The organism is Leptolyngbya sp. ST-U4 (assembly GCF_039962215.1).
Taxonomy (GTDB): domain Bacteria; phylum Cyanobacteriota; class Cyanobacteriia; order Elainellales; family Elainellaceae; genus Leptolyngbya_A.
Genome location: NZ_JAMPKZ010000061.1, coordinates 1 through 11,255 on the forward strand (window position 1 = coordinate 1; position 11,255 = coordinate 11,255).

At 47.8% G+C, this 11,255-nt stretch carries 7 protein-coding genes; 4 read left to right on the top strand and 3 right to left on the bottom strand.

Annotated features, from left to right (window positions below):
• Nucleotides 1–178: 178 nt before the first annotated feature.
• The 3 genes from kbl to NDA02_RS27275 form a co-directional block, all read right to left on the bottom strand.
• Complete coding sequence (gene kbl / locus NDA02_RS27265; RefSeq protein ID WP_348249786.1) at nt 179–1,402, bottom strand: glycine C-acetyltransferase; 1,224 nt, start codon at nt 1,400–1,402, stop codon at nt 179–181.
• Between the two features lie 35 nt (nt 1,403–1,437).
• Nucleotides 1,438–2,391, bottom strand: a complete 954-nt coding sequence (locus NDA02_RS27270; RefSeq protein WP_348256255.1) for an NAD-dependent epimerase/dehydratase family protein — start codon at nt 2,389–2,391, stop codon at nt 1,438–1,440.
• A 177-nt stretch (nt 2,392–2,568) separates the two neighbouring features.
• On the bottom strand, nt 2,569–3,267 hold the full coding sequence (locus NDA02_RS27275; protein WP_348249787.1) for a 2OG-Fe dioxygenase family protein: 699 nt from the start codon (nt 3,265–3,267) through the stop codon (nt 2,569–2,571).
• 534 nt (nt 3,268–3,801) lie between these two features.
• On the opposite strand from NDA02_RS27275, the gene NDA02_RS27280 reads away from it, so the two are divergent.
• From NDA02_RS27280 to NDA02_RS27295, 4 genes are all read left to right on the top strand, one after another.
• Nucleotides 3,802–5,142 (top strand): cytochrome P450, encoded by a 1,341-nt coding sequence (locus NDA02_RS27280; RefSeq protein ID WP_348256256.1) that lies wholly within the window; start codon nt 3,802–3,804, stop codon nt 5,140–5,142.
• 98 nt (nt 5,143–5,240) lie between these two features.
• Nucleotides 5,241–5,519: a hypothetical protein gene (locus NDA02_RS27285; protein ID WP_348256257.1), complete on the top strand. Its 279-nt coding sequence runs from the start codon at nt 5,241–5,243 to the stop codon at nt 5,517–5,519.
• Nucleotides 5,520–6,625: 1,106 nt separating this feature from the next.
• Complete coding sequence (locus NDA02_RS27290; RefSeq protein WP_348256258.1) at nt 6,626–10,546, top strand: cadherin-like domain-containing protein; 3,921 nt, start codon at nt 6,626–6,628, stop codon at nt 10,544–10,546.
• A 107-nt stretch (nt 10,547–10,653) separates the two neighbouring features.
• Nucleotides 10,654–10,884 carry a DDE-type integrase/transposase/recombinase gene (locus NDA02_RS27295; RefSeq protein ID WP_348256259.1) on the top strand — a complete coding sequence of 77 codons (231 nt, stop codon included), beginning with the start codon at nt 10,654–10,656 and terminating at the stop codon, nt 10,882–10,884.
• Nucleotides 10,885–11,255 lie beyond the last annotated feature (371 nt).

Genomic DNA, 11,255 nt, shown 5'->3' on the forward strand with positions numbered 1-11,255 from the left:
CGATTCAAGCCAGTTAAAGCGCGCAGCAAGCGGTCTTGTGTCAGCACCCGTTCAATATCCAGCATTTGCTTATCCCATTTCTGCCTTCTATTCTTGCTTATTTCCCGACAAGTCTACTATAAACCAGTTTAATCCTTGAGAAGGGGCTTCTCCACAAGGAATGGGTGCTTTTTCTCGATCAAATGCTCCTCGTCAGACTTCTCAGAATTTCATAGCGCTGTCCTACTTTTGTAAATGCTTCAATGCAGCAATCAAGGTGCGATCGCGTATGGGCAGCCGAAACTTGGACTCGAATCCGAGCCTGTCCCTGAGGCACAACGGGATAGCTGAACCCAATGACATAAATGCCCTCCGCCAGCAAGTCCTGCGCCATATCGCGAGCTAACTTCGCATCGTAGAGCATGATCGGCGTGATGGGGTGAACCCCTGCTTTGATCTCGAAGCCCCGTTCCTGCATCTGCTGCCGAAAATAGCAGGTATTTTCCATTAGTTGATCGCGGAGTTCACTGGATTGAGCCAGCAGGTCAAGAACCGTGAGACTGGTGTAGGTGATCGTCGGAGCCAGGGTATTAGAAAACAGGTAGGGACGCGATCGCTGTCGCAGCAGGTCGATAATGCTCTTATGCCCGGAGGTGAAACCGCCCGATGCGCCGCCTAACGCTTTACCCAGAGTACTGGTAATAATATCCACCCGTCCGATAACGCCACAGTGTTCTGCAGAACCGCGTCCCGTGGCACCGATTACACCCGTGGCATGGCTGTCATCCACCATCACTAACGCATCATAAGTCTCTGCCAGATCACAAATTTGTTCTAACCTGGCGATATCACCATCCATACTGAACACGCCATCCGTCGCAATGAGGCGAATTTTGGCGTTCTGGGTTTGTTGTAAACAGTGTTCTAATTCCTGCATATTGCTATGGGCAAATCGATAGCGCTGCGCTTTGCAAAGCCGGATTCCATCAATAATGCTGGCATGGTTCAGCGCATCACTAATAACCGCACAATCTGCATTCAACAACGTTTCAAATAATCCTCCATTCGCATCAAAGCAGGACGTATATAGAATAGTGTCCTCTGTATTCAGAAACGCGGAAATTTTTGCCTCCAATTGCTTATGAATGGTTTGAGTGCCACAAATAAACCGACCAGATGCTAAACCAAACCCATACTCATCGAGTCCTCTATGGGCTGCTGCAATAATTTCCGGGTGATTGGCAAGTCCCAAATAATTATTTGCACAGAAATTGAGTACCGTCCGATCGCCCTCAATTCTGATTTCGGCATCCTGAGGAGTGGTTAAGAGACGTTCTTCCTTTGCCAGATTTGCTCGCTGAATTTCATCAAGAGACGTACCAAACAAGGAAAGTGCAGTTTTATTTACGGCAGTTTTGTTCATGATCGCAGAACTCCTGTTTTTTGGCTCTAAGCATCCTAACTCTGGGTATTCTGACTGTGGGCACGTAGTTTCTCCAGCATCTCGGTCACGATCGCGGCTAAATCATACTGATGCTGCCAACCCCAATCAGCTCGCGCTTTTGAATCATCAATCACGGAGGGCCAGGAATCGGCGATCGTTTGCCGAAAGTCGGGAACGTAACGACAGGTAAAGTGGGGCAAGTGGGTTTGAATTTCAGCAACCAGTTCTGCGGCAGAAAAACTGATCGCGGTCACGTTATAGCTCGACCGGATTTTAATAGCGTTGGAGTCTGCTTGCATAATGCCTAAAATGGCACGAATCGCGTCAGAGATATACATCATGGGGAGGCGCGTCTCCGGACGAACAAAGCAGGTGTAGGTTTCCGAGCGCAGGGCTGCCTGGAACATTTCGACCGCAAAGTCCGTAGTTCCCCCGCCTGGAGGAGCACTATAGCTGATGATGCCGGGTAAGCGCAGACTCCGTACATCAACCCCGTAGCGGTGGGCATAGTAGTGGCACAGGAATTCTCCCGTCGCCTTTGTAATGCCGTACATGGTGGTTGGATCTTCCACAGTGACCTGGGGCGTATCGAGTTTGGGTGTATGGGGTCCAAAAACTGCGATCGAACTGGGAAAAAAGACTTGCAGATTGAATCGTTGTGCAGCCTCCAGAACATGCCGCAGTCCGTTCACGTTAACATCCCAGCATCGATCGGGAAATTGTTCTCCTTTCGCAGATAATAACGCTGCCAAATGATAAACAGTATCAATGTGATAATGTTCAATTAGCTTTTGCAGCTGACCTTGATCGGTAACATCTAAAACCTCAAAGGCAAAGGAACTGGAGCGATCAGAGGGGGCTCTCCAACCGCTTTCAATCACGTTGGTTGCTCCATATTGTTGGCATAAGGCAGTTACTAAATCGCTGCCAAGCTGTCCCCTCGCACCTGTGACTAGAATTTTGTTCATCGGTCGAACCTCCTGCTGCAACCGGATGTGTTGCTAGCTCATGCAGCGTGTGTAACAGACGATAAACTTCCTCTGGCGATCCAGAAAAACTACAGGATGGCGGTTTATCTCCTGGTGCAGAGCAGGGAACTGGGCACGAATCCAATTTAGATCTAGCATCGTCATGAATCCTTTCCCCTATTCCTCATTCGGTGGGAACAGCCCTGGGCAGGTCAACACAAAGACATCTCTAGTGCCCTGACCAAAACCGATCGCCTTCACTGGGGAGGTGTAGTGAAAATATTGATCGTCCTTAAACACCAGAAATTCTCCCGGATACAGCACTTTACTCAATACAGGTTGTTTGCCCTCTTTGCTGGGATAAAGATGGGTTTCCGCACCGTCAATGTCGTGGCGATCGACCGAGAAAATGCCAACCAGATCCACCCCATCCCGATGAATGCCTTCAGGTGCAGGATTGCCCATCTTTTGAGCCGATGCGACCGTCCGAATTTGATGCACGCCAATCTCTTTGTAGGGCGAGCAAAGCTGACAAAACTGGTAAAATTCCCAGACTAATCGCTGAAAGACTTCCTGCTGAATCAGTTCATCCTCTAGCTCGGCATACTCTCGAACCACGTCCCCCAGGAGTGGGTTATACTGCCGACTTTGAAATAGACGACGATGAGGCTGCTGAATTAAGCGATCGCCGTTCACAATGAAGTGAGAAAGCCGCCGGAACCGATAACCGCCCTCCAGATAGGGGTCAGCAGGCAAATTGGCAAAAGAAGGCTGGAGTGGCTTGACGTCGATCGCCGTTAAAAACTCCAAAACATAGCTCGCCAGACAATTTGCTTCTGGTTTAATAAATGCTTGGGATTGAGAGAAATTCAACATTGGATTCAATTGCCTCACTTAAATGAATTTCAGCAGCCCAATGGCCTACCACTGACAAAAAGTAGGCAGATACCTTTCACTCTTAAAGATGAATCAAAAAGAGATGGAGCCAACTACACTCCAGATGCTGCTGGCCAGAAATAATTTTTTAAGATTTTTGCTGTTGAGGGTTTTACGTTAAGGGTTATGTAGCGACAGCCCAAACAATACTGCTTGTTGCTTATTTTCATTAGCTTAAGCAAGCTTAGCTACGCGAGAAGAGATGACGTAAGCGCTCGCTTAGAAAAGAGACTTGTGTATACCAACCTAATACCGATCATTGTAGTAGTCTTTTTGGCGATCGTCGATCCCCAATAAGCTAGAGGGCTGTTTTCGTGAATTTGCGTAAACTTAGGCTCAAGAAGCTATGTTGCAAAAACATAGGAGATTATCAATCAATTCAGAATGTTTCTCTCCCGCCGAATAGCGGTTTGTAGCAGAATTGTTAACATGAATACTGTAGTGGTTATCCTCGATTAAACGCTGCAAGGCATTATGCCGATACTTCGTCCTCCACCTGGACCTCAGGGCCGTCCCGTAATTGGTCATCTGCCTGAGATTAACCATGATCCCATTGGTTTCTTTAGTGACTGTGCACGGCAGTATGGGGATATTTTTCGCTGGAATTTTGGACCCTTCCCTGCTTACGCCGTAAATCACCCGAGCTTAATCGAAACTATCCTGGTTACACAGGTGCATCAGTTTGCAAAAAGCAGTGTCTATCGCCGAGGCTTACGGATCTTGGGCAATGGTTTGCTCAACAGCGAAGGGACTTTCTGGCAGCGGCAACGTCGCCTTGTTCAACCTGCGTTCCACCGGGAGCGGATTGCAAGCTATAGCACCCTGATGATTGACTATACCCAGCGTCTGCTGGAGCAGTGGCAGGACGGCGAAGTGCGCGATGTCCACTCAGAAATGATGAATTTAGCCCTTGCGATTGTTGCGAAGGCATTGCTAGACGTTGATGTTGCTGAAGAGAAAGAAAGCATCCACGCAGTCCTCGATGTGGTCATTCACGTGAATGACCAGTTAATGAATCAGTATTTGATTCCGAATTGGCTACCAACACCCAGCAATCTTCGCTATCAACATGCAATTCGCCAGTTGGATAGCATTATTTATCACATGATTGCTGAGAGGCGATCAACCCATGAAGACCGGGGAGATTTGCTATCGCTCCTGCTGCAGATACGCGATGAGGATGGCAGCCAGATGACCGATCAGCAAGTGCGCGATGAAGCAGCTACCCTTCTGCTGGCAGGACATGAAACCACCGCAAATGCCTTAACTTGGCTGTGGTTCCTGCTCAACCAGCATCCTCAAGTCGAAGCCAGATTGCATGAGGAGTTGCAAACAGTACTGGAGGGACGAGCGCCCACCCTACAGGACATTTCGCGGCTACAGTACACTGAACGCGTTGTTTTGGAAGCGCTGCGTCTCTACCCGCCCGTTTGGGGGATGAGCCGGGTGGCAATTGTAGCCTGTGAGCTGGAGGGATATCTAATCCCACCCGGATCAACTGTGTTTATGAGCCAATGGCTAATGCATCACGACGCTCGCTACTTTGACCAGCCGATGGAATTTAATCCAGATCGATGGAAGGATAATTTCCAGAAACGGCTGCCTCCTTGCACTTACTTTCCATTTGGTGCAGGTCCTCGCATTTGTATCGGTAAGGCGTTTGCCATGATGGAAGCTGTACTCATTGTGGCGACGATCGCATCCCAATTTCGCCTTTGCCTATCCTCTAACGAGCCAGTCGTGTTAGAACCCTCGCTCACGCTTCGTCCAAAGCATGGCATGAGAATGGTTCTGAAGCGACGACATGAAGCTTAACTGAGATCTTGCACCAGTCTCAACAAGGGGTTGCAAAAGGAGGAAAAATCTGGAAGAAAAGGCGTAAGAAAGATTTGACTGAACGGTTATGGAAACCATTGTCCCTAAACCACGGGAGAACCGTGATTGTGCTGGCAGACACGGAGTTTGGCACGGTCGATTTTCTCGCCGCTGTCAGGCAGCGGTCATGGCGAGCAGTAGTCGGGATGCGCTGCAACCGAAAACTCTGGGATGGCTCTGATCCCTATTCTGGGGTGTACTTGGTCAGTCTCGGACGCCAACGCTGGGCTATTGAGGGCTTCTTCAAAACCATCAAGCATCGCTTTGGGTTGCATTATTTTGGTCAATCCACCAAGCTTGGAGTCTATCGTGGCTGATGCTTTTACTAATTGCTTATCTGTTGGTGCATTGGATTGACCCAGGGTCTCTACCACCTGTCCTGAATTGGAAAGCAGCGAGTAATTTACCCTATCCGTGTTGTTTCCCTCTGTCCTTTGGTTCGAGTTGCTAAAACTTATCTCAACTCGATCTGACATTGCTGCAAACTATGGATTTGAAATCATACTCAAACCTCTGCCAGATTGGGCTTACTGGCTAGGCTGCAAGATCTGAGGTATTATATCTCAGGTTAGATTGATTGAGGCAATCTTTGGCATTGCTATTTAGAGCAACGCAAACGATACCGATCGCTTGTCCTTAAAAAGTTCTCGCGACACAACCGATGATAGGGATAGTTGCAAACTCCTTCACCTGCAATCAAATCTTCTGGTTGATACTCGATATCAGCAACTACAGACTCCAAATCTCAAAGGACAGACAACTGCTCGCCCTTAGTAAAGACCAAGAGATTAAAACCCACTCACAAAATGTATTACTTCACACAATCTTAATAGAGATTGTATTGGTGCAAACATGTGTCCGTGAAAACCCTATTGTTAAATAGCTACGGAATCTAGTTTTGGTGTTCATATTTTTCCTCAAAATGTCTTGTGTTATTTCAAGCGCATTACCTGAAGAATTACTAGTGCTTAATTCGTTAGCTTTAGCTTACTCGTCAAAAATGGTCAAGGATATTTATAGCTGTAATTTTTGAAGAAGTTGAACACGCATCCTTTCAATGCAGTTAATCTTTATGCTTTTACTTTAGTTAGCTTTACGCTTTTACCTTAACTAGCTGACGGTAATTGTGAATTCTCCATGTAAATGGGGGTGTTTGTTTTGCTTGTTTTCTGTTGTGTCTTTCTTACCTCCGCGTTCAGCTTAATCACTACCACAGTTTTTAAAGAATATGTGTAATGGCAACTCTTAAAGTTCAAGCCTTTGATTAACAAACTTACAAGCCAGTTTGGTAATTTTGATTCCTTGCTTTAGAGTTTGTGGTGCATCATTGAGTTAACTTGCATCGCTTTTTAACTTGTTTTTTAGCTTCGCAACTTGAATCCTTCCGTCTCGACTGAACATTTACTTCTTTGTGAAAAGTTTTATGCCTATTAACTTCAACGGTTCTTACTCCCAAAACTTCGACAGCCTGCTGACTTCAGGAACGACTAATACTTGGACTAACGACACACTATTGCCAGGTTGGTTGCTTTTTAATTCCTCTGGCACAACCATCACAACTTATGCAGCGGGCACTGGAACTGGTAATACTGGAAGTTTTTATAGCTTCGGACCAACCACAGGAACAATGACTGATCGCGCTTTAGGGGGGTTGGGTTCTGGAGCTACTTATTTCGGTAGCCCAGCTTCTGGTGCGATCGCAGGTTGGATTGCCTTTGGTGCAACCAATACATCCGAATCAACTTTCTCATCCTTCACCCTGTCGTTTGATGGAGAGCAGTGGCGCAATGGTGGTAATACATCTGCACAACCGATGGTGCTAGAGTATGGCTTTGGGTCTAGTTTTAATACAGTCACAACCTGGATTGCCCCAGGTAGCAATTTTGATTGGTCTTCCCCTATTGCCACTGCCAGCGCTGCTGCGGTAGACGGCAACGGAGCCGGTCTAGTCAGTGGTCGGGGAGGCACGATTTCGACCTCATGGGCACCAAGTGATACGCTTTGGGTTCGTTGGATTGAGCGCAATGATGCAGGAAATGATCACGGTTTGGCGATCGACAACTTTTCTTTGACGGCTTCTTCTTTTACTTCACCAACCACTCCAACCGTCACTATTACTGCTGCCGATGCCAATGCTGCCGAAGCAAATCAGGATCCTGGAACCTTCCGCATCACTCGCACTGGTGATACTGCCAATGCTCTAACGGTTAGCTATTCTGTTGGCGGGACGGCTAGTGCAGGAGACTATACGCCTACCTTAACGGGTACTGCAATGATCGCGGCTGAACAATCTTTTGTGGATGTCACCATCACGCCAGTTGATGACGCTGAGGTTGAAGGTAGCGAAACCGTTACTCTGACGGTGGTTGATACGGCTGATTACGATTTGGGTGCAGCGACTGCGGCAGATGTGGCGATCGCTGACAATGACACCCCTCCATCACCGACCATCCGCATTCGTGACATTCAAGGCACATCTCACCGTTCTCCTCTAGTTGGGCAAACGGTTAGTAATGTAGCAGGTATCGTTACAGCAGTTGCCACAAATGGCTTTTATTTACAAGACCCCAATCCTGACGCTGACGACAGAACATCTGAAGGCATTTTCGTGTTCACCAATTCGGCTCCAACGGTTGCGGTAGGAGACTCGATTCAGGTTGGCGGCACGGTAGCGGAATTTCGTCCTGGCAACAATGCCAATAACCTCACGGTTACGCGGATTACCAGTCCTTCCATCACCGTCTTGTCGAGTGGTAATGCGCTGCCAACGGCAACTATTCTAGGCAACGGTGGACGGGTAGTTCCTACTCAAGTTATTGATAACGACACGACAGGCAATATTGAAACAGGTGCTACCACCTTCGATCCAGCGCAGGATGGCATTGACTTCTACGAAAGACTAGAGGGAATGCGAGTACAGATCAACAACGCTATCACCACATCTCCTACAGCAAACTTCGGGACTTCTGAGGAAACTTGGGTACTCGCAGACAATGGAGCGAATGCCTCCAGTCGCACGGTTCGGGGTGGCAGCCTGATCACACAAACAGACTTTAATCCAGAACGGATTCAGATTGATGACCTCATTAATGGATCGGTCACGTTACCGGCAGCAGATGTGGGTGCCCAACTGAGTACGATTACTGGGGTGGTTAATTACGACTTCAACAATTACGAAGTCCTGGTATCAACGGCACCTACTGTCGTACAAGCCTCATCTCTGCAAAGAGAAGTGACTAACTTGACGGGCACTGCAAATCAACTCACGGTTGCAACCTTTAATGTCGAGAACCTTGACCCCGGTGATGGTGCTGGCAAGTTCAATGCCTTGGCAACCGCGGTTGTGAATAATTTACAATCGCCTGACATTATCAACCTGGAAGAAGTTCAGGATAATAATGGTCCCACCAATGACAGTGTGGTAGATGCCAGTCTGACCTACCAAACATTGATTAACGCGATCGTCGCTGCTGGGGGTCCTCGTTATGAGTACTGTCAAGTCAATCCAGTAGACGACACCAATGGAGGAGAACCTGGTGGCAATATTCGGGTTGGTTTCCTGTTCAATCCCAATCGAGTTAGCTTTGTCGATCGCCCCGGTGGTACTTCTACATCCAACACAACCGTTACGGACATCGGCAGTGATGGTATTCCTGATTTGTCTGCTAGCCCTGGATTAATTGACCCCACCAATTCTGCCTTTAACGCAAGCCGGAAGCCGTTGGTGGGTAAATTTCTCTTTAATGGGCAAACCGTTTATGTGATTGGCAACCACTTCAACTCGAAGGGGGGCGATCAACCACTGTTTGGTCCCAATCAACCGCCAACCCTCAACTCCGAAGTGCAGCGTAACCAGCAAGCTACCCTTGTTAAGAACTTTGTTCAAAGCATTCTAGCAATCAATCCTAACGCCAATGTTGTCGTTGCAGGCGATTTGAACGATTTTGAATTCTCAAACCCACTCTCAATTTTAGAAAGTGCTGGACTCAATACTCTGGCAGAAACCCTGCCAGCGAACGAGCGTTATACCTATAACTTTGAAGGAAATGCTCAGACCCTCGATCACATTCTAGTCAGCAACAACCTGTTGAACCGTTTAGACGGGTTTGATGTGGTTCACATTAACTCTGAGTTTGCCGACCAGGTGAGCGACCATGATCCAGTGCTAGCACGGTTTAATCTGGCAGTTCCTAACCAGGCACCAACAGCCGTTATATTCACCAACACGATTACGACTTTAGTTGAGAATACCAGCACTACCAGCCGCATCAAGGTAGCAGATATTGGCATTACTGATGATGAGGTTGGCACGAATGCCCTGAGCCTCAGCGGAACCGATGCTAGTTTCTTTGAAATTGATGGCAGTGCGCTGTACCTGAAAGCGGATACATCCCTCGATTTTGAAGCAAAAGCTAGCTATGCTGTAACCGTCAACGTTGATGATGCAACTGTAGGTAATACGCCCGACGCCAGCACCAACTTCACCCTGAGTCTCACGGATGTCAACGAAGCACCCGTTGCTGGAGCAGATTTCTTTACAGCGGCTCAGGACACCCCACGAACCATTTCCGTTGCTGATCTTCTCGCTAACGATAGTGATGTTGATCAAGGAAATGTCTTGACCATTACTGGAGTGAATAATGTGATCAGTGGTACCGTAAGCTTAAACAACAACGGTACTCCTGCAAATTTTGCTGATGATTTTGTCACCTTTAGTCCCACAAGTGGTGGCACGGGCAGCTTTACCTACAGCCTCAGTGACGGTAAGGGGGGCACCACAACAGGCAGCGTCAATCTGTTGGTTGGAACCCGACAATTAGGTGGCAATGGAGCCAACACGCTCATGGGCAATAATGGTCCAGATTACCTGGATGGTGGCAACGGAACTGACACGCTGATGGGTGGAACTGGAGATGATACACTCCTCGGTGGAAATGGCGATGATAGCCTGATCGGTGGGGCTGGAGCCGACCAGCTTACGGGCGGTAACGGTACTGATACGTTCCGCTATACCAACCTCAGTGACTCACTGCTCGGTGCGTTCGATCGCATTACTGACTTGCAAATTGGAACAGACATCATCGACGGTCCTAATGTGGTCAGTGCTGCTAATGTCGTTAAGTTAGGTGCAGTCAGCAGCTTAACAGAAACGGGAATTGCGGCTGTATTAACGGCTGGCACCTTTAAAGCGAATGACGCTGCCGTCTTTACCTCTGGTACTGGAGGAAATACGCGCACCTTTGTAGCGTTGAATGACAATATAGATGGATTTTCTGCCACAGCAGATGCCATTGTCGAAATTACAGGTTACAGCGGTAATTTGAACAGTTTGGCGATCGCATAATCCATTCAATAATAAGAGGAGTGCTCCGTGTCGTGAGGTACTCCTCTTTTATGCTCTTCAGCCGAATTATAGTCGTAGGGCTCAATTTTCTCTAGCCTCACCCTAAATTGCGATCGCGGGATAGCAAGGTAGCCACAAGATTTTTCCGCAAAGTTCTCAAGGCGACTCATCCTCAAACGCCGCGAGTAATTACGGTGGACAATAACGCTGCCTACCCAGGAGCAGTCGAAGCCTTGAAAGGCGATGAAACGCTCACAGCAAAGACGGAATTACGGCAGAGCAAGTACCTGAATAATATCATTGAGCAGCCTCACCGCAACATCAAGCGATTGACCTAACTAAGGATGGGATTCGACTCATTTAACACGGCAAGACGAACCTTAAACGGAATTGAAGCAATGAGTCTGATTCGCAAAGGACAAGTCAAGGGAATCAGCAAAGGGGACAGTGCGGCTCAAGTAAAATTGATTGAAGCACTCTTCGGAATTAGCGCTTAACGAAACGCAAACGAGATGCTTCGTTTGTCACTAAAAAGTATTTGCGACACAACCGTATTCCCTGCCCCATAGGGGAGAGGATGAGTGATATACCACGTGGTATAAGTAGTAAATGCAATGCAATGATTCGTACTCTATGCCCACGATCGGTCAAACAGAGCTAGCAGATCTGGTGCGGGAAACGCGACAACGCCTAGCACTCTCGCAAGCCA